Raw genomic sequence first — 18,168 nt, 5'->3', positions numbered from 1 at the left:
GGGCATTCGGGCTGTTCGGGTCTGATCAATGCCGAGGCGTCCACCGGTCCCCCGACAGCGCCGTTGCCTGATGGCACCGACGAGCAGCCGATGAGCCGCCGTGCCGAAACCGTCCGCCCGACCATCATAACGCCGTCCGGCGCAGCGGTGATAAGTCCGTCCGACCGGAGCGCGTCCCGATCAGTCGTCCGCCGGGCGCACGATCGTCAGGCCATCATAGCCCGGCTCGATGCCGTCCGGCAGTTCGGCCGACAGCGTCTCGTAGTCGAGGTCGACATGCATGTGCGTCAGGATCGTCCGCCGCGGGCCGAGCCTTTGCGCCCAGTCGACGGCCTCGGACACCGAAAAATGGCTCGGATGCGGCTTGTACCTCAGCGCCCCGACGATCCAGCTGTCGAGGCCCTCAAGGTATGGCAGCGTCTCCTCCGGGAAGTCGCTGGCGTCCGTCGAATAGGCGAAATCGCCGACCCGGAACCCGAGCGACGGAATGCTGCCATGCACCTGCAGGAACGGCTGCATTTCGATCGCGCCGCCCGGCCCGTCGATCGTCACCGGCTCAAAGGCGCGGATCCGGTGCTCTTCCAGGATCGGCGGATAGTTCGAGGCCTTCGGCATGCGGAAGCAATAGTCGAAGCCGCCCCGCACGCGCTCCGCCGTCTCCGCATCCATATAGACGTCGACGCGGCGCCGGTGGTTGATCGCAAAGGCCCTGAGGTCGTCGATGCCGTGGATGTGGTCGGCATGCGGATGGGTGTAGAAGACGGCGTCCACCCAGGCGACATGGGCATCGATCATCTGCGCGCGAAGATCCGGCCCCGTATCGACGAGAACGCAGGTCACGGCATCGCCCGTCCGCCGCTCGATCAGGAGCGCGCTCCGCCGCCGCGTGTTCTTCGGGTTCTTGGGGTCGCACGCACCCCAGTCGTTGCCGATGCGCGGCACGCCCGGCGACGCCCCGCAGCCGAGCAGCGTGAAGACATACTCACTCAAACCCTCGGCACCTTGGAAAACAGCCGGAAGAAATTCTCCGTCGTCACCGCGCCGATTTCTTCCTCGGTGGCGCCGACCGTCTCCGCCAGCACCTTGGCCGTATGGGCAACGAAGGACGGCTCGTTGCGCTTGCCCCGGTTCGGCACCGGCGCCAGATACGGCGCGTCGGTCTCCACCAGCAACCGGTCGCGCGGCAGTTCGGCGGCGATCGCGCGCAGTTCTTCGGACTTCTTGAAGGTGAGGATGCCGGAGAACGAGACGTAGAGGCCGAGGTCGATGCCGGCGAGTGCAAGCGCGCGCCCGGACGAGAAACAATGGAGGAGGGCCGGGAAAGCCCCCTTCCCCATCTCCTCCGTCAGGATCGCGATCATGTCGTCGTCGGCATCGCGCGAATGGATGACGAGCGGCAGCCCGGTCTCGCGCGCCGCCGCGATATGGACGCGCAAGCTCTGCTGCTGCGCCTCGCGCGGCGAATGGTCATAGAAATAGTCGAGCCCGGCCTCGCCGATGGCGACCACCTTCGGGTGCTCGGCCATGCGCACGAGATGCTCGGTGGTGACGTCCAGTTCCTCCGCCGCATTGTGCGGATGGGTGCCGACCGAGCAGTAGACCGGATCGTAGGTCTCGGCTATGGCCCGCACGGCATCGAACTGGCGGACCCGCGTGCAAATCGTCACCATGCGGGCAACGCCGACGTCGAGGGCGCGGGCGACCACGTCGTCGCGCTCCTCGGCGAAATCAGGAAAATCAAGATGGCAGTGGCTGTCGACGAGCATCATTTCTCCTCGTCCGGGATCTCGTCGACATAGCGCGGATAGACCGGCTGCGGTTTCGGCAGCTCTGTGCCGGCCTTCAGCCGGCCGCTAGCGCCGAGCGTCGCGAAGGTCCGTTCGTCGGCACTGAGCGCCAGAAGGTCGAGCAGCTTCTCTGAGGACGTCGGCATCACCGGCTGGGCGAGGATCGCCACCTGGCGGATGATCTCGGCCGTCACATAGAGCACGGTCCCCATCCGCTCCGGATCGGTCTTCTTCAGCGCCCAGGGCTCCTGGGCGGCGAAATAGCGGTTCGCCTCGCCGACCACCTGCCAGACCTCACCGAGCGCCAGATGGATCTCCTGGCGGTCCATGGCGGCCCGGCATTTGTCGAGCAGCGCATCGGTCTGATCGAGGATCGCCGTGTCGTCCCCGGTGAAGGCGCCCGGCTCCGGCAGCACCCCGCCGAGGTTCTTGGCGATCATCGACAGGGAGCGCTGGGCGAGATTGCCGAGGTCGTTGGCAAGGTCCGCGTTGATGCGGTTGACGATGGCGTCGTGGCTGTAGTTGCCGTCCTTGCCGAACGGCACCTCGCGCAGGAAGAAATAGCGGAGCTGGTCGACGCCATAGGCCGCGACCAGGGAATGCGGATCGATGACGTTGCCGACCGACTTCGACATCTTCTCCCCGCGATTGAAGAGGAACCCGTGGGCGTAGACCCGCTTCGGCAGGGCAACACCCGCCGACATCAGGAAGGCCGGCCAGTAGACCGCGTGGAAGCGCAGGATGTCCTTGCCGATGACATGGACGTTCGCCGGCCAGTAGGTCGCGAAGAGGTCGCTCTGCGTATCGGGATAGCCGACGGCGGTGATGTAGTTGGTGAGCGCGTCGACCCAGACATACATCACGTGCTTTTCATCGCCCGGCACCGGGATGCCCCAGTCGAAGGTCGTGCGCGAGACGGAGAGGTCGCGGAGCCCGCCCTTCACGAAGCTGACGACCTCGTTGCGCCGCTCGTCCGGGCCGATGAAATCCGGGTTGGCGGCGTAGTGGTCGAGGAGCGGCTGCTCATATTTCGACAGCCGGAAGAAGTAGCTCTCCTCCTCCACCCATTCGACGGGCGAGCCCTGCGGCCCGATGCGCACGCCGTCGTCGGTCACGGTGGTTTCCGATTCCGCGTAATAGGCCTCGTCGCGCACCGAGTACCAGCCGGAATATTTGTCCAGATAGATGTCGCCCGCGTCCACCATCGCCTGCCAGATCGCCTGGGTGGAGCGCGTGTGGCGCTCTTCCGTCGTGCGGATGAAGTCGTCGTTGGAGCAGGTCAGCACCCGCGCCATCTCCTGGAACAGGGGCGCCTGCTGGTTGGCGAAATCGCGCACCGACATGCCGTGCTTGGCCGCCGTCTGGATCATCTTCTGGCCGTGCTCGTCGGTGCCGGTCAGGAACCGGACATTGTAGCCGTCGAGCCGCTTGAAGCGGGCGAGCGTGTCGGTGGCGATCACCTCATAGGCGTGGCCGATATGGGGCGCGCCGTTCGGATAGGAGATGGCCGTCGTGATGTAGAATGTCTGTTGGTCGCTCATTGGCGGAAAACTTTCGGGAGGTCGGCGCTTGTGCAGCGCTAGGTCGACTGGGGAGATAGCGAATTTCGGGCCGCTTCCGCAAGGGTCCGGAAGGTATCGAGCACCAGTTGCTTGCGGTCGAGATTGAGGACGGCGGCCGTGCGGTTGGCCTGGTTGATGGTCTCCCAGGCCTCGCTCCAGGCAATGAGGTCGCCGGCCGAGGCGCCGGCGGCCGCCCCGTCGCGCACCCGCGCCGTCAGCCAGTCGCGGACGATGTCCTTGAAGGTGGCAAAGACGTCGTCGGCATCGCGCGCCGCGACCCGGTCGGCAAGGGCGTGGATCGCCGCCCGGTCCATCTTCGGCAGGCCGTGGGCGATGTCCTCGAAGGCATCCCAGAGCGCAACGCCGTCGGCGCGCAGGAGAAGGACGGAACGGCGGAGGCTCCCCGAGCCGAGCACGGCGACCCGGTGCAGCGTGCGCTCGTCGAGCCCGCCGGCAAGGCCGAGGGCCTGCAGCTCGCCGGCGATCGTTTCCGGCGCCAGCGGGTCGAGCGCCAGCTTGCGGCAGCGCGAGCGGATCGTCGGCAGGAGCCGGCCGGGATTGTGCGAGACGACGAGGAACAGCGCCCGCGGCGGCGGCTCTTCGAGAACCTTCAGGAGCGCATTGGCGGCGTTGGCGTTCATGTCGTCGGCGGCATCGACGATACAGATGCGCCAGCCCCCCTCTCCCGCCGTCGTGCCGAACAGGGACGCCGTGCGGCGGATCTCGTCGACGGGAAGCTCGGTCTTGAAACGCTTGCGCTTGTCGTCATAGGGCCGGCGCAGGTGCAGAAGATCCGGATGGGACCCGGCCGCGACCTTGCGCGCCGCGGGGACGTCCGGGGCGACGGAGAGGTCTCTTGCGCCCGCGACCGCCGCCGCCTTTGGATCGGGATGGGCGAGCACGAAGCGCGCCATCCGGAAGGCGAGCGTCGCCTTGCCGATGCCGCGGGTGCCGGAGAGAATCCAGGCGTGGTGAATGCGGCCCGAGCGGTAGGCGTCCAGCAGTTCGGTCTCGGCATGCGCCTGGCCGGCAAGCCGCTGCTGCTGCCGCGGATGCGGCACATCGTCGATGGCGTCGGCGTCGAGCGGTACGGCATCAGCCATGGCCGGCCTCCGCAGGATGGCTCTCTGTGGGAAGATCGAGGCGCGCCGCGACGGTCTCCCAGATGCGATTAGCCACCGTCTCTTCGTCGCCCGAGGCATCGATAACGGCGCAGCGGTCGGGCTCGGCTTTCGCGATCGACAGGAACGCCTCGCGGCGGCGATGATGGACGACGTCGGCCTCGCCCTCGAAGCGATCGGGATGCTCGTCGCCCCGGCGCGTCGCAATCCGCTCTAGCGCCACCTCCACCGGCAGGTCGAGGACGAGCGTGAGGTCCGGACGGACGCCGTCGACGGCAATGCGCTCCAGTTCCGCCACGGTCGTCGCATCGACCCCGTCGCCGTCGCCCTGATAGACGCGGGTGGAATCGGTGAAGCGGTCGCAGAGCACGACCGCGCCGCGATCGAGCGCCGGGCGAATCCTGTTCGCCACATGGTCGATCCGCGCGGCGGCAAAGAGCGTTGCCTCCACGAGCGGCCCGAGGGCCTTCGCCTTGCCGGAGAGCAGCACCTCGCGGATCGCCTCCGCGCCCGGCGCGCCGCCCGGCTCGCGGGTCGTCACGACCTCAAGGCCGAGTCCTTCCAGCCGCGCGGCAAGGCGCCGGATCTGCGTCGACTTGCCGGCGCCCTCGCCGCCTTCGAAGGTTATGAACGTTCCGGCCACCTGGCTGGGTCCCGATATCTGCGATGTGCGCCCACGCGCGTTCAGCCCTTATATCGACCGAACGGGCGCGCGAGGAAAGCCCCAGTCCGGGATCGTGCGCGAACGGAATATTTTTTTGCCGAGGAATGCCGGCGGCGACGTCAGTACCAGAGCCCGGCGACGGCTTCGATCAACGCATCGAACGCCTTGCCGTGGAAGCCGCCGATGCCGACCGATTCGCCGGCAAAGAGCGGGATCTTCTGGACCACCGCCTTGTCACGGACGATTTCCAGATTGCCGATCGGCTGGCCCTTTTCCACCGGCGCCACGACGGGGCCCTCATAGGCGATGCGGCCGTGGTATCCCTTGACGACGTTCTCTTCCAGGAAGGCGATGACGGCTCCCTCGCCGACCAGCGGCACATAGCTCTTCTCGCCGCCGAAGACCCGCGCCTCGCCGACGGTCTCTCCGGCCTCGAACAGCCGCACCGCCTCGAACGAGCCGAACGCCCAGTCGAGCAGCGCCTTGGCCTCCTTCAGCCGCGCCGCCTTGGAAGGCAGCCCATAAAAGGCGAGGATCAGCCTGAGGTCGCCGCGCTTTGCCGAGGTCACCATGCCGAGCCGGTCGATGCTGGTGCCGCCGATGACGAGGCCGTCGACCTGGAACGACGACATGGTCAGCATCGGGTTCTTGTTGCGCTGGGTGATGTCGTTCCAGGTGAATTCCTGCTGCGCAAAGAGCTTGTAGAGCTCCGGATAGGTGCGGATGACATGGCGCGCGAGGACGGCGAGGTCCTTGACCGTGGAGTAGTTCTTCGGGTCCTCGTAGCCGGTCGGATTGACGAAATTGGAGTCGGTCATGCCGACTTCCAGGCCCCTCAGCGTCATCTGCTCGCCGAAGGCCGCTTCCGAGCCGGCGATGCCCTCGGCAAGGGCGATCGCCCCGTCATTGGCGATCTGGATGATGACGCCGCGAAGGAGATCGATCACCGGCACCATGGAGCCGAGCTCGGCGAACATGGTGGTGCCGCCGGCCGGCGCGCCGCCTGTGCGCCAGGCATGCTCGCTGATCTTGAATTCCCGGTCGCGGCTGAGCTGGCCGCGCTTGATCATGTCGAAGACGGTCTCGGCCGTCATCAGCAGCGTCAGCGAGGCCGGCGGAATGCGCTCCTCGGCATTCTTTTCAAAAAGAATGGCGCCGCTTTCCGCATCCATGATGATCGCCTGTTCGGCGACCGTCTCGATCGGCTGCGCCAGGCTCGGACCATGCGCGGAAAGGATCAGGCAAAAGGCGGCAAGGACGGCAACGAAACGACAACCGGGACGCAATCCCCGGCCCGCTATCCGACCACGCCGCGGCGTTCCATGAAAAGAAAACGGCACCGCTCACCCGCACTTATACCGACTGCCCCCGTCCGTTTTGAACGAAATCCGGCGGAATAAGTCAATCGGCAATTGGGGCTGCAATCGACGCCGCGACCAGGCAGGGCCCTGCTCAGCGCACCGGATGGGCGCCCGCGGCACCGAGCCTTTCGGCGGCGGCAATGGCGTCATCGGTCGAAACGCCGGCCTTGATCTCGGTCAGCGACAGGAGCGTCAGCGCCTCGCCATTGGCGGTGACGGTGCGCCGGTCGATGCGGCCGAGATGGGCAAGTCCGCGCTCCAGCTTGGCGATGCTCTGCGGATTGCGGAAGACGCCGAGGCGGATGTCGGCCCGGGCCGCGACGGCGCGCTGGCCGGCAGCGGCAATGCGGGCTTCCAGGGTGCTGAGCGGCACGGAACCGTCGGCGACGCTGGCGATCACCTGGTAGCCGGCCTCGATGCGGTCCGGACGGGCGTAGAAGAGGCCGCCGGCGGTAAAGACGGCGCTGGACGCATCGGCCGAAACGGGGACGAAGGGACCGCCGACATTGGCGGGCGGCGTCGCGCCGACCGGGGCCGGCGGCACCGGCGCGGAACTGCGACGCAGACGCAGGCCGGTGTCGTTGGAAACGGCCTGGCGCACCTGGCGGGCCGGTTGCTGCGGCTGCAGATTGATCGGATTGGAGGCGACGCGCACGGGCTCGGATCGCTGGACCGGCGCGGCAGCGCGCTGCGGCGTCGCGACCCTGTCCTGCCCAGGCATCCGATAGGTGACGGTGCGCACGCGGCGCGCATCGTCGGCGGCGTTCTCGGCAAGGGCGACCTTTGCATCCGGCCGGCTGTCGTCCGGGCTGTAGGTGCCGGTGACGGCGCTCTGTGCGGCACCGGCGGGCTCGGCCGTCGGCGAGGTAACGGGGGTTTCAAGCGAGGCGACCATGACGCCATCGCCGGCGGCAAAGGCGGACGCCGGATCGAACGCGACCTCGACCGGCGCGGTCGCGGCCCAGAACGGACGCGGCTTGGGCACCGGCGCCTGGGCCAGCATCACCGGCGGGGTCGGCCTTGCGGGCGTCGCGACCTCGGCGGCGGCCGGCGTCTTCGGCGTCGCGCTCGCGATCATCGTGCCCGGGAAGGTGCCGCCAGGCGCCGTCTGGCCCGGGCCGCGATAGGACGCCATCAGCATGGCGTGGTCGTGGCCTTCCAGCGGCGCATCGCCGACATATTCGACCTTGACCTTGGCGACGCCGCTATGCCGGAAATCGAGCAAATCGGCGGTACGCTTCGACAGATCGATCACGCGCTTGCCGTGGAACGGGCCGCGGTCGTTGACGCGCACGATCACCGAGCGATCGTTCTTCAGATTGGTGACGCGGACATAGGACGGCAGCGGCAGGGTGGTGTGGGCCGCCGACAGCCGGTTCATATCGTAGACTTCGCCATTGGCGGTGAGCCGGCCGTGGAAGGCGGACCCGTACCAGGAGGCGTAGCCGGTCTTGGTGTATTTGCGGACCTTCCGGGGCTTGTACCACTTGCCGGCGACCTTGTAGGGCTTGCCGACCAGGTAGCGGCCGCCGCCGGAGCGGATCTTCTTGCCGTTCCTGGCGACCCGCGGGCTCGCCTTCACGCCATACTTCTTTTCGGAGAAATATTCCTTGGAGCGCTTGCCGCTGCCCTTGTTGTCGGTGGCACAGGCGGCGACCATGGCGCTGACCGCAACGACCAGGAGGATCCTCACCGGAAGCTTTGCGAATCGCCCTGCCCCAAGCGGATCGAAGCCCGCCGGCGCTGCCGCTGACTGGTCGTTGATGCCGTGACGCATGCCGCCCTTACTCAATACGCTGTGTCGGCCTACGGAACGCCTGACCCGCTTGTCGCGTCCCGCCAAACCGACAGCACCGTTGCCATCCGCTTTGCGGTAGATGCGCCACGTCCGGGCGCGTCGGGTATCAAGCGTCGGATGCCTCCCCACACGTGCATCCAACCCTCAACATCCACGAGGACTCTTACATCATCGTTAAGGTCGCGTCGAACTTTGCCGGACGACCCGTCGACACTGCTCCGCTTCAGGTCAAAAAACGGCACAAATGTGGTCTTTCGGCCCAATTTGAGAAGAATTTGACGCATCCGCACCGAGAACCCCGGAAAAATGCGTCCGCGAGCCATTAGGAAGACGATGGGTCGCAGGCAATCCTGAGGTCCGGAGCCATGCTTTCGCCAACCACGAGGCGCGCATTGGGCAGGTCATTGTCCGCAATCTTGGCCGCAGCCTCGGCAGAACTGAGTCTTTCCCAGCGTTGCTTGAGCCGTGCTTCGAGGACGGCCAGATCGCAGTCGAGGCCGACGGTCACGTCGAACAGCGCGGCAAGGTCGCGCCAGCGCGGCCGGTCGAGCAGCAGGTAGTTGCCCTCCACGATCAGGGTGCGGACGGACTGCGGAATGATCCGCGCCCCGGCCCGGGCGATTTCCAGGTCCCGGTCGAAGACGGGAACGGCGATCCCCTCCTCTTCCGCATTCGCCTTCAGCCGGGCGAGCATGTGGGCGAAGCCGGCGACGTCGAAGGTGTCCGGCGCGCCCTTGCGCGCCCGCATGCCGCGGGCCTCCAGCACCATGTCGTCGAAGTGGTAGCCGTCGAGGCCGAAGACAGCCGTGCTTTCCGGCGCCGCAGCGTTGAGGGCATCGGCGAGGCGATCGGCGAGCGTCGACTTGCCCGCCGCCGGCGGACCGGCGAGCGCAACGAGCAGCCGGCCGCCCGCGCCGCCGCGCGTTTTCAAGCGTTCCACCAGGTCCTCAAAAGCGATCGTTTCGGTGTTCCCGAGGCCCATCGTCCGTCTCCGTCAGGGTAACGCAAGGCGCCATGTCGGATTCCGCCTTGCGTCCTTTACTACGGTACTGTAAAACGTTTTTCAGTAAATCGTTTTTCTAGACCGTGATCAAGCGGCGAAACGAAGCGAGAGGAAATGTCCGACAAGCCGGTATCGATCCGCGACGTGGCCAAGAAGGCCGGGGTTTCCCCCGGAACCGTGTCCAACGTCCTGACCGGTCGCAAGCCCGTCAACAAGGATCTCGCGGACCACGTCCGCAAGGTCGCCGCGGAGCTTGGCTACCAGACCGACCGCCTCGCCTCGCAACTGCGCACCGGCAAGGCGCAGATCATAGCCGTTCTCGTTCCCGATCTCGACAACCCGTTCTTCACCTCCATCGTTTCCGCGATCGAAGGCTGCGTCAGCCAGGAGAACTACGAGATCATCGTCGCCAATTCCAATGACGACGAGGAGACCGAGCGCTCGCGGCTCGCCGCCATCCTTGCCTGGCGCCCTGCCGGCATCGTCGTCATTCCCTCCACCGACCGCTTCCCCAACCGCGACCTCATCGAGCGCGCGGGCGTTCCCTATGTGATTGCCGACCGCGTCACCCACAGCCCGCAGGCCGACACGGTTTCCGTTGCCAACGAGGAAGCCGGAGCGATGGCCGCGCGCCATCTGCTGGACCTCGGTCACCGCCGCATTCTCCTCGCCGCCTCCGTCCTCGGCCTTGGCAACATGCGCGAGCGCTGCGCCGGCGCCGCCCGGGTCATTGAGGCGGCCGGTGCCCCCGCGCCGGAGGTTCTGGAGACCGGCCTCACCTTCGAGGTCGCCTCCGAACGCCTGTCGAAATGGCTCGACGGCCATGAGCGGCCGACGGCGATCATCGGCTTCACCAATTTCACCACCCTCGGCGTCCTCACCGCCCTCGTCGGCCGCAACATCCGCATTCCGGACGAGATGTCGGTGATCGGCTTCGACGACTACAAATGGATGTGCGCACGATCGGTGCCGATCACCGCCATCCGCCAACCGATTCAGGCGATGGGCCAGGCCATCTGGTCGCGCCTGCGCAGCCGCATCGGCGGCGACACCTGTCCGCCGATGCGGGTCTACCTGTCCTGCGAGCTCATCGTCCGCGCATCCGCCGCGGCGATCGGGCCCAAGGGGCAAGAAACCAGCAATGCAAGCGATGGAAACGACCAAGACAATGTCAGGGAGATGGCCCGCCCCGATGCGGGAACGGGCATAAAACCCGGCGCCTGACGCGCCGGCACCACACGAAAACCGAGTCCTTCAGAAATGCCCGACGCGGCCTTTGCCGCGAACGGAGAGGCTTTGTCGACGCGGGCGCGATCGCAAGGCCGATGACGAGCGCCCAACAATCGGAGGAAGCAATGACCAAACAATTGCTAATGGCAACGGTGGCGGCGTCGGTTGTCCTTGCCGCAGCGCCGGCTGTCGCCGAAACGGACTGGGATTCCCTGCTCGGGGATCACTCCGGCAAGTCGATCAACATGATGGTCGTCAACGATCCCTATATCGAGGCGATCCGCAAGATGGAGTCGAAGTTCGAAGGCCTCACCGGGGCCGAGGTGACGACCGACGGCTTCGGCTACGACCCGCTGCACGAAAAGGAAATCCTCGGCTGCTCGCAGCAGGACGACCAGTATGACGTGCTGTTCATCGACGGCATCTGGGTCGGCGAGTTCGTCGAGGCCGACTGCCTGGAGCCGGTCGAGGATCTGTGGGGCGACACCGACCCGGCGATCATCGCCTGGGACGACTTCGTCGGCTCGATCGCCGGCCAGGCGCAATGGGGCGGCAAGACCTACTGCCTGCCCGTCGGCGCCTACTGGCAGGTCATGCACTACCGCAAGGATCTCTTCGACAAGGCCGGACTGAAGGTGCCGGAGACGTTCGAGGAGACGATGGAAGCGGCGAAGTTCTTCACCAACAACCCGGACTATCCGGGCATGTCCGGCTACGCCATGAACAACCGCCGCGGCGCCGCGGCCGGCCAGCAGTATTTCGAGTGGATCTACTCCGCCGGCGGCAAGCCCTGGGAGAGCAACTATCCGGGCTCCGAAGAGCCCTATGCCGACCAGACCCCGCTCCTGAACTCGGAAAAATCCGTCGAGCTGGTGAAGTTCTTCCACGACATGGTGGCCTACGGGCCTCCGGGCGGCGAGCAGTACCAGTGGGACGACCGCTTCAACGCCTTCGCGCAGGGAAAGGTCGCCATGATCAACGCCTGGTCGGTGCGCACGCCCGGCCTCAGCGATCCGGCCAAGTCGAACATCGTCGGCAAATGGGCCTCGGCCCAGATGCCCCACGCCAAGGGCGAAAAGACCGTTCCGCCCGTCGGCGGCTGGATCATGTGCCTCAACAAGCACTCCAAGAACAAGGAAGCCGCGTGGGATTTCATGCGCTGGTTCGCCAGCCCCGAGATCCACAAGGAATGGGCGATGATCGGCGGCGTTCCGAGCCGGCACTCGGCCTTCCAGGATCCGGAAATCCAGGAAAAGCTGCCCTGGACCAAGGAACTCTACACCGCGGCCAAGACGGCCTGGACGGAAGGCCGTCCGCGCCATCCGCTGACCTTTGAAATGATCGATGCCATCGGCCTGCAGGTCAATCGCGCGATCATCGGCGAAGCGACCCCGCAGGAGGCCATGGACACGGCCCAGGAAGAGGTGACCGAGATGCTGAAATCCGAAGGCATCCTCAAATAACCCGGCATGCATGACAGGCGGACGCGGGGAAGGCACCCCTCGCGTCCGCCACCCCCGAACACCTCTGAGGAGACGCGCCCGTAAAGGGCCCGGCAGAACGAGAAACCCCGATGTCGGCGAGCGAAACAGCCATTGCCCGTCCCGCCAGCCGCCGGCTGGCCCGCAGCAAGGAGCGCATGGAACGCCTGATGTTCCTCGTTCCCGCGGGCGTCTATCTGGTGGCGCTGACGATCTTTCCGTTCGTCTATTCGGTCTATCTGAGCCTCCACCAGGCCAAGCTGACGAAGCTGCACCGCATGCGCTTCATCGGCTTCGACAACTACGCCGAACTCTTCACCGACAGCCTGTTCCTCGATGCCTGCCGCAACATCGCGGTGCTCACGGTTTCCTCCATCACGGTGGAGATCCTGATCGGGTTCTTTGCCGCAAAAGTGTTCTTTTCCCTGCGCGAGACCCGCGTCGGCGCGGTCCTCAGGTCGGCATCGATCGTGCCGATGATGATCACGCCGATCTGCATCGGCCTGATCTTTTCCTACATCTTCAATCCCAATCTCGGCATCGCCAACTTCCTGCTCGGTGAGATCGGCATCTCGCCGCTCGGCTGGTTCAGCGATCCGAGCCTGGCGCTCGCCACTGTCATCCTGATCAATTCCTGGCAGTGGACGCCGTTCATGATGCTGTTGATGCTCGCAGGGCTGATGTCGATCCCGGCCGAGCAGTATGAGGCGGCCGAGATCGAGGGCGCCAAGTGGTACCACATCGCCGCCTGGATCGAGATCCCGGCGATCCGCGGCATCGTCCTGGTCGGCATCATCCTCAGGGTGATCGACAATCTGCGGCTCTTCGACATCGTCTACGTGACCACCCGCGGCGGCCCGGGCTCGTCGACGGAGATCGTCACCTTCTTCGCCTACAAGCAGGATTTCCAGTACTTCCAGGTCGGCTACGGCTCGGCCGCGGCGGTCGTCATCCTCTTTGCCAGCGTCATCATCACCGCCATCACGGTGAAATACCTGCGGAGCGCCGAAGATGACTAGACGCACCCGGTCCACCATCCTGCCGCTCATCGGCGCGCTCATCATCACGCTGATCTTCGTCGCGCCGATGGTCTGGATGTTCCTGGCCTCCTTCAAGACCGTGTCGGGCATCTTCTCGATCCCGCCGCAATGGGTCCCGGACTTCACCTACACCGACAACTACGTGACCATGCTGAAGGACGACTGGCCGTACCTTTTGAACTCGGTCATCGTCACGGTCGGCGCCACCATCTTGTGCGTCGTGCTTGCCCTGCCCGCCGCCTTCGGCCTCACCAATTTCCGCTTCCGCGGGCGCAACTTCCTCGCCGACTGGATCCTGTCGACCCGGATGATGCCGCCGATCGCCGCCGGCGTGCCGCTCTACATGGTCTTCAACGGCTTCGGCATGCTGGATTCGATCTGGGCGCTGATCATCGTCTATGCCGGCTTCAACATCCCGTTCGCCGTCTGGGTGGCGATGTCCTTCTTCCGCCGGGTCCCGCGCGAGCTGATCGAGGCGGCGCAGCTCGAGGGCTGCTCCTGGACGCAAACGTTCCTGAAGGTCGCCCTGCCCGTCTCCAAGAGCGGCATCGCGACCGTCGCCACCTTCGTCTTCATCTTCGCCTGGAACGAACTCCTGATGGCGCTGTTCCTGACGACCCGCGCGGCCAAGACCTTCCCGGTCGTCATCTCGTCCTACGTGACGACGGGCAATACCTTCTGGGAGCTGGTCGCCGCCGCCTCCGTCATCCAGGCGATCCCGCCGATCATCTTCACGCTGATCATGCAGCGGCACATCGTTTCCGGCCTGACCATGGGCGCCGTCAAGGACTGACGCCCAGGGCCCCGGCCATTCGTCGAAAGGAAAACACCCAATGATTCCGAGAAGAGGTGACAACCAGACGGTTCTGATCACCGGATGTTCGCGGGGGATCGGCCGTGCGATTGCCGAACGCTTTGCCGCCGAAGGATATCACGTGATCGCCAACGACCTCGACCGCCAGGCGGGCGACCTCGCCAGCCTGAAGGCGGCGATCGAGGCCGCCGGCGGGCGCTGCGATACGCTCTTTGCCGACGTCAGCGATCCGGCCTCGGTCGAGGCCCTGGTCTCCAATGCGCTGAAGCTGTCGCCCCGCATCGACGTCCTCGTCAACAATGCCGGCGTCCTCTCCGTCTTCAATGTCGAGGACATCGCCCCCGACGAGTGGGACCGCATCTTCGACGTCAACGCCAAGGGCACCTTCCTCGTCACCAAGGCGCTGCTCGCCCATTTCCGCGCCAACGGCAAGGGCCGCATCGTCAACATCGCCTCCGTCGGCGGCAAGCGCGGCGCGCCGGGCCAGGCCCATTACTGCGCTTCGAAGGCCGCGGTGATCCGCTTCTCCCAGATCCTCGCCCAGGAAGTCGCTCCCGACGGCATCACCGTCAACTCGGTCTGTCCCGGCATCATCGATACCGACATGGGCCGCAACAACTACCCGGACGAGGCCTCCCTGCAGGCGGTGAAGGACAAGACCGCCCTCGGCCGCCTCGGCTACCCGGAAGACGTCGTCGGCGCGGCGGCCTTCTTTGCGTCCGACGACGCCGCCTTCATCACCGGCCAGGCGCTCAATGTCTGCGGCGGCATCCTGTTCGACTGACCACGCCTCCCCGGTCGGCCGACGGGAGCACAATGAAAAGAACGAAAGGCAAATAAAATGAATAAGTTGGGTGTACATGCCCTGGTCTGGACCGGTGGCTGGAGCCACGACGAGGCGGCACGCGCCATCGGCTCAAGCGCCGAGCTCGGCTTCGACATCATCGAAATCCCGGCCCTCGACCCCAAGGGCATCGACATCGAATTCACAGCGAAGAAGCTGGAAGAGAACCGCATCGGCACGACGATCTCGCTCGGGCTCGATGCCTCCACCGACGTCTCCAGCGAGGACAAGGCGACCGTTGCCCGCGGCGAGGAACGCCTCAACGACGCCCTCAACGTCGCCATCGGCATCGGCGCCACCCACATGTGCGGCATCCTCTATTCGGCGTTCCAGAAATACATGGTGCCGCCGACCGAGACCGGCATCGCCAACTCCGTGGAGGTCCTGCAGCGGATCTGCGAGCGGGCGGCGAAGCACGACATCACCATCGGGCTGGAAGTCGTCAACCGCTACGAATCCAACGTCATCAACACGGCCGAACAGGCCGTCGCCATGTGCCGGCGCATCGGCGCGCCGAACGTCAAGGTCCACCTCGACACCTACCACATGAACATCGAGGAGGCCGACAACGCCCGCGCCATCCGGCAGACCGGCGCCGACCTCGGCTATTTCCACATCGGCGAATCCCACCGCGGCTATCTCGGCTCCGGCAATGTGGACTTCACGAAGATGTTCCGGGCCCTTGCGGAGATCGACTACCGGCACCCGATCACATTCGAGTCCTTCTCCTCGGTGGTGACCGGACAGCCGCTGACCGGCATTCTCGGCATCTGGCGCAACCTGTGGGACGACGGCGCCGACCTCTGCCGCCATGCCCAGGAGTACATCCGGACTGAAATGAAGTCGGCTAAGGAAAACGTCGCCGGCAGGGGCACCGCCGCGATCTAAGAGGACCTTTGCCGGTGCGAATAAATAGCCGGCAAAGGATACACGGAACAGCAGAAAAGCCGGGGCATGCGGCGTCACTACGATCGCACGCCACACGCCCCGGGAAACGGGAGAGCAAGATGGGCCAGATCACGTTGGATCACGTCGTCAAGCGGTTCGGCCACCAGGAGGTGATCAAGGACGTCAGCCTGACGGTGGAGGAAGGCGCCTTCGTCGTCTTCGTCGGCCCGTCGGGCTGCGGCAAGTCCACCCTGCTGCGCCTGATCACCGGGCTGGAGGACGTGAGCGAAGGCCGGGTCTTGATCGACGGCGAGGACGTCACCGAGTTGCGCCCGTCGGAGCGCTGCCTTGCCATGGTGTTCCAGTCCTACGCGCTGTTCCCGCACATCACCGTGCGCGACAATATCGGCTTCGGCCTGAAGATCGCCGGCCTGCCGAAGGCCGAGATCGCGGCCAAGGTCGACGAGGCCGCGCGCATCCTCGCCCTTGAGGACTATCTCGACCGCAAGCCGCGCGAGCTCTCCGGCGGCCAGCGCCAGCGCGTCGCCATCGGCCGCGCCATCGTGCGCTCGCCGGTTGCCTTCCTGTTCGACGAGCCGTTATCGAACCTCGATGCGGCCCTTCGCGTCCAGATGCGGGTGGAGATCAACAAGCTCCGCGACACGCTGAAGACAACGATGGTCTACGTCACCCACGACCAGGTCGAGGCGATGACCATGGCCGACCGCATCGTCGTCCTCAACGAGGGCCGGGTCGAGCAATACGCAACGCCGCTGGAGCTCTACGACCGCCCCGCCAACCTCTTCGTTGCCGGCTTCATCGGCTCGCCGCGCATGAACCTGTTGCCGGTCGACGGCATCGACGGCGACACCCTGAGGCTGCCCGGCGACCACGCCCTCCCCCTGCCCGGTCTTGCCGCCGATCGCGGCGCCCGCCCGGCGACCCTCGGCATCCGCCCGGAACACATGACCTATTCGGCGACGGAAGGACTATGGTCGGGCGTCATAGTCGTCGAAGAACAGCTCGGCAGCGACGCCTTCTTCCACGTCGAGGTCAGCGGCCTCGGCATGGTCACGGTGCGCGCCGTCGGCGAGCGCGGGTTCCGCACCGGCGACCGCATCTGGCTCGATCTGCCACACGACAAATGCCACGTCTTCGACGACGCTGGAATGCGCATCGACTTTTCCTCCAGCGGCGCAGCCGCACCGGCAGAAGCAGCGGCCGGCTGACCGCGCGTCAAACCAACCAAAATGGTGCTGAAGAAAACCATGTATCTGGAAAAATTCTCCCTGAAAGACCGTATAGCGGTCGTCACCGGCGCGGCCCAGGGCATCGGCTTTGCCATCGCCGAGGCCCTTGCCGAGGCCGGCGCCCTGATCGTCGTCGCCGACCGCAATGTCGAGGCCGGAACGGCCGCTGCCAAAAAGCTCTCCGCTGCCGGCGCCACGGCCGAATTCGAAGCCCTCGACGTCACCGACCCGGCCGCCGTCGACGCCGCCCGCGACGCCATCCTTGCCCGCCACGGCCGCGTCGACGTCCTCGTCAACAATGCGGGCATCGGCAAGGCCTTCGAGCCGGCCGAGGACATGGCCGACGAGGTCTGGCGGTCGGTCATCGAGGTCAACCTCAACGGCCTCTTCTGGTGCTGCCGCAGCTTCGGCAAAAAGATGCTGGAAGCGGAGAACGGCGTCATCGTCAATCTCGGCTCCATGTCCGGCGAGGTCGTCAACCGACCCCAGGAACAGTCCCAGTACAACGCCTCAAAGGCGGCGGTGCACCACCTGACCCGCTCGCTTGCCGCCGAATGGGGCGGCCGCGGCGTGCGCGTCAACGCCGTCGCCCCGACCTATATCGAGACCGAGCTGACCGCCTATGTGCACGACAATCCGGAGCTCAACCGCTACTGGATCGGCGGCACGCCGCTCGGCCGCATGGGCACGGTCGACGAGGTCGCCTCGGTCGTCCTCTTCCTCGCCTCCGACGCCTCCAGCCTGATGACCGGTTCGGTGGTGCTCGCCGACGGCGGCTATAGCTGCTGGTAGCTCCTCCCTGGAAAAGAAGCCGCAAACCGGAACCTGGGGCGCACCGTCCGCGCCCCTTTTCTTTTCAGGCCGTACCAGACCGCCGCTTGCGCCTGCCGCCCCGGCCGGCGCGAACCCGGCCGAGGCGCTCGCCCACCGCGATGTTGATTGCCGCAAGGCACCCGGTTATGGATGCGCCGCGCCTTGAGCATATCGTGACGCTCCCCTCCGTGTTTAGGGATGCGGCAAGCGTCGAAAGACGCCATACTCAAAGGCGGCCTGGACGGGTGGCCGAGTGGTTGAAGGCACTGGTCTTGAAAACCAGCAGGCGGGCAACCGTCTCGTGGGTTCGAATCCCACCCCGTCCGCCATTATCTGACTTCCCGCTGTCGCCCTTCGGGCTTCGCTCCAGTCGGGGCCTCGCATCAGCTCGGGCGGCTCTTCGCCTTGCGAACCCTTTGGGTTCGAACGCTCTCCCCGCTTCCTCGCCATTTTTTGCCTTGCGCTGTCGCCCTTCGGGCTTCGCTGCAGTCCGGGCCTCCCATCAGCTCGGG

16 protein-coding genes and 1 tRNA gene are annotated in these 18,168 nt (G+C 65.9%); 9 read left to right on the top strand and 8 right to left on the bottom strand.

Going from position 1 to position 18,168, the window contains the following annotated elements:
- Positions 1-180: 180 nt before the first annotated feature.
- The 8 genes from M2319_RS09525 to M2319_RS09490 form a co-directional block, all read right to left on the bottom strand.
- The gene (locus M2319_RS09525) at positions 181-990 is read right to left on the bottom strand and encodes an MBL fold metallo-hydrolase (RefSeq protein ID WP_264601219.1); all 810 of its coding nucleotides are present in this window, start codon (positions 988-990) and stop codon (positions 181-183) included.
- On the bottom strand, positions 987-1,766 hold the full coding sequence (locus M2319_RS09520) for a TatD family hydrolase (RefSeq protein WP_264601218.1): 780 nt from the start codon (positions 1,764-1,766) through the stop codon (positions 987-989). The genes M2319_RS09525 and M2319_RS09520 overlap by 4 nt, the downstream gene beginning before the upstream one ends.
- Complete coding sequence (metG, locus tag M2319_RS09515) at positions 1,766-3,328, bottom strand: methionine--tRNA ligase (RefSeq protein ID WP_264601217.1); 1,563 nt, start codon at positions 3,326-3,328, stop codon at positions 1,766-1,768. The genes M2319_RS09520 and metG overlap by 1 nt, the downstream gene beginning before the upstream one ends.
- 38 nt (positions 3,329-3,366) lie before the next feature.
- The gene (locus tag M2319_RS09510; protein WP_264601216.1) at positions 3,367-4,452 is read right to left on the bottom strand and encodes a DNA polymerase III subunit delta'; all 1,086 of its coding nucleotides are present in this window, start codon (positions 4,450-4,452) and stop codon (positions 3,367-3,369) included.
- Positions 4,445-5,113, bottom strand: a complete 669-nt coding sequence (tmk, locus tag M2319_RS09505; protein WP_264601215.1) for a dTMP kinase — start codon at positions 5,111-5,113, stop codon at positions 4,445-4,447. Before tmk ends, M2319_RS09510 begins: the two co-directional genes overlap by 8 nt.
- A 140-nt stretch (positions 5,114-5,253) precedes the next feature.
- On the bottom strand, positions 5,254-6,420 hold the full coding sequence (locus M2319_RS09500; RefSeq protein WP_264601214.1) for a D-alanyl-D-alanine carboxypeptidase family protein: 1,167 nt from the start codon (positions 6,418-6,420) through the stop codon (positions 5,254-5,256).
- A gap of 166 nt (positions 6,421-6,586) precedes the next feature.
- Positions 6,587-8,188, bottom strand: coding sequence for a septal ring lytic transglycosylase RlpA family protein (locus M2319_RS23170; protein ID WP_319801774.1), 1,602 nt, complete (start codon positions 8,186-8,188; stop codon positions 6,587-6,589).
- 427 nt (positions 8,189-8,615) lie between these two features.
- Entirely contained in the window at positions 8,616-9,275 is a 660-nt protein-coding gene (locus tag M2319_RS09490) for a nucleoside/nucleotide kinase family protein (RefSeq protein ID WP_264601213.1), read from the bottom strand.
- A gap of 135 nt (positions 9,276-9,410) precedes the next feature.
- Between M2319_RS09490 and M2319_RS09485 the strand changes: the two genes are divergently transcribed.
- The 9 genes from M2319_RS09485 to M2319_RS09445 all read left to right on the top strand — a co-directional run bounded on the left by M2319_RS09485 (position 9,411) and on the right by M2319_RS09445 (position 17,985).
- On the top strand, positions 9,411-10,520 hold the full coding sequence (locus tag M2319_RS09485) for a LacI family DNA-binding transcriptional regulator (protein ID WP_264601212.1): 1,110 nt from the start codon (positions 9,411-9,413) through the stop codon (positions 10,518-10,520).
- A 131-nt stretch (positions 10,521-10,651) separates the two neighbouring features.
- Entirely contained in the window at positions 10,652-11,989 is a 1,338-nt protein-coding gene (locus M2319_RS09480; RefSeq protein WP_264601211.1) for an extracellular solute-binding protein, read from the top strand.
- Positions 11,990-12,099: 110 nt separating this feature from the next.
- A complete protein-coding gene (locus M2319_RS09475) occupies positions 12,100-13,026 on the top strand; it encodes a carbohydrate ABC transporter permease (protein WP_264601210.1) in 927 nt (308 codons plus the stop codon).
- Positions 13,019-13,840, top strand: a complete 822-nt coding sequence (locus tag M2319_RS09470) for a carbohydrate ABC transporter permease (RefSeq protein WP_264601209.1) — start codon at positions 13,019-13,021, stop codon at positions 13,838-13,840. The genes M2319_RS09475 and M2319_RS09470 overlap by 8 nt, the downstream gene beginning before the upstream one ends.
- Positions 13,841-13,880: 40 nt before the next feature.
- The gene (locus M2319_RS09465) at positions 13,881-14,645 is read left to right on the top strand and encodes an SDR family NAD(P)-dependent oxidoreductase (RefSeq protein ID WP_264601208.1); all 765 of its coding nucleotides are present in this window, start codon (positions 13,881-13,883) and stop codon (positions 14,643-14,645) included.
- A gap of 57 nt (positions 14,646-14,702) precedes the next feature.
- Complete coding sequence (locus M2319_RS09460; RefSeq protein WP_264601207.1) at positions 14,703-15,593, top strand: sugar phosphate isomerase/epimerase family protein; 891 nt, start codon at positions 14,703-14,705, stop codon at positions 15,591-15,593.
- Positions 15,594-15,712: 119 nt separating this feature from the next.
- On the top strand, positions 15,713-16,822 hold the full coding sequence (locus M2319_RS09455; protein WP_264601206.1) for an ABC transporter ATP-binding protein: 1,110 nt from the start codon (positions 15,713-15,715) through the stop codon (positions 16,820-16,822).
- A 39-nt stretch (positions 16,823-16,861) separates the two neighbouring features.
- Positions 16,862-17,635, top strand: a complete 774-nt coding sequence (locus tag M2319_RS09450; RefSeq protein ID WP_264601269.1) for an SDR family NAD(P)-dependent oxidoreductase — start codon at positions 16,862-16,864, stop codon at positions 17,633-17,635.
- Between the two features lie 260 nt (positions 17,636-17,895).
- Positions 17,896-17,985: transfer RNA gene (locus M2319_RS09445), tRNA-Ser, on the top strand.
- Positions 17,986-18,168: the final 183 nt, after the last annotated feature.

It is taken from the genome of Rhodobium gokarnense (assembly GCF_025961475.1).
Taxonomy (GTDB): Bacteria; Pseudomonadota; Alphaproteobacteria; order Rhizobiales; family Rhodobiaceae; genus Rhodobium; species Rhodobium gokarnense.
Note: the sequence above shows the minus strand (reverse complement) of the source record. Positions and strands in the feature narration are given on the sequence as shown.

Coding starts and splice junctions, on each gene's coding strand:
- metG (WP_264601217.1), bottom strand. CDS start 3,328: ATGAGCGACCAACAGACATTCTACATCACGACGGCCATCTCCTATCCG.
- M2319_RS09470 (WP_264601209.1), top strand. CDS start 13,019: ATGACTAGACGCACCCGGTCCACCATCCTGCCGCTCATCGGCGCGCTC.
- M2319_RS09465 (WP_264601208.1), top strand. CDS start 13,881: ATGATTCCGAGAAGAGGTGACAACCAGACGGTTCTGATCACCGGATGT.
- M2319_RS09490 (WP_264601213.1), bottom strand. CDS start 9,275: ATGGGCCTCGGGAACACCGAAACGATCGCTTTTGAGGACCTGGTGGAA.
- M2319_RS09455 (WP_264601206.1), top strand. CDS start 15,713: ATGGGCCAGATCACGTTGGATCACGTCGTCAAGCGGTTCGGCCACCAG.
- M2319_RS09475 (WP_264601210.1), top strand. CDS start 12,100: ATGTCGGCGAGCGAAACAGCCATTGCCCGTCCCGCCAGCCGCCGGCTG.
- M2319_RS09480 (WP_264601211.1), top strand. CDS start 10,652: ATGACCAAACAATTGCTAATGGCAACGGTGGCGGCGTCGGTTGTCCTT.
- M2319_RS09520 (WP_264601218.1), bottom strand. CDS start 1,766: ATGCTCGTCGACAGCCACTGCCATCTTGATTTTCCTGATTTCGCCGAG.
- M2319_RS09460 (WP_264601207.1), top strand. CDS start 14,703: ATGAATAAGTTGGGTGTACATGCCCTGGTCTGGACCGGTGGCTGGAGC.
- M2319_RS09450 (WP_264601269.1), top strand. CDS start 16,862: ATGTATCTGGAAAAATTCTCCCTGAAAGACCGTATAGCGGTCGTCACC.
- M2319_RS09485 (WP_264601212.1), top strand. CDS start 9,411: ATGTCCGACAAGCCGGTATCGATCCGCGACGTGGCCAAGAAGGCCGGG.
- M2319_RS09510 (WP_264601216.1), bottom strand. CDS start 4,452: ATGGCTGATGCCGTACCGCTCGACGCCGACGCCATCGACGATGTGCCG.